This is a genomic window from Psychrobacter sp. K31L (genome assembly GCF_017942195.1).
Taxonomy (GTDB): Bacteria; Pseudomonadota; Gammaproteobacteria; order Pseudomonadales; family Moraxellaceae; genus Psychrobacter; species Psychrobacter glaciei.
Map to the genome: position 1 here is coordinate 1 of NZ_JAGKSC010000031.1, position 545 is coordinate 545.

A 545-nucleotide genomic window follows, 5' to 3' on the forward strand; every position below is an offset into this window, starting at 1 on the left:
CTTCTCGATGTCGAAGCGGATGGTGCCGGCGATGGCGTAGGCCACGACCAGGGGCGGCGAAGCCAGGAACGCCTGCTTGGCATACGGGTGGATGCGCCCATCGAAGTTGCGGTTGCCGGACAAGACCGCGGCAGCAATCAAACCTTTATCGTTGATGGTCTTGGAGATCGGACCCGGCAACGGGCCGGAGTTGCCGATGCAGGTGGTGCAGCCGAAGCCGACAAGGTTGAAGCCGATCTGGTCCAGTTCCTTCTGCAGGCCGGACTTTTCCAGATATTCTGCGACGACCTGCGAGCCAGGCGCCAGCGACGTCTTCACCCAGGGCTTCTGCTTGAGGCCGAGGCGATTGGCGTTGCGAGCCAGCAGGCCGGCGCCGATCAGCACCGAAGGATTGGACGTGTTGGTGCACGACGTGATGGCGGCAATGACGACATCGCCATGGCCGAGGTCATGATCGGTGCCTTCGACCGCGTAACGCTTGTGCATTTCGGCGGCCTTCTTGTACTCGGTCTCCATCGCCTTGGCGAAACCGGCAGGGATGTCTT

General features: G+C 62.0%; 1 protein-coding gene. It reads right to left on the minus strand.

From position 1 onward, the window contains the following. Positions 1 to 545: aconitase family protein (locus J5X94_RS13840; RefSeq protein WP_266097132.1), on the minus strand; the 545-nt coding region annotated here is incomplete at both ends.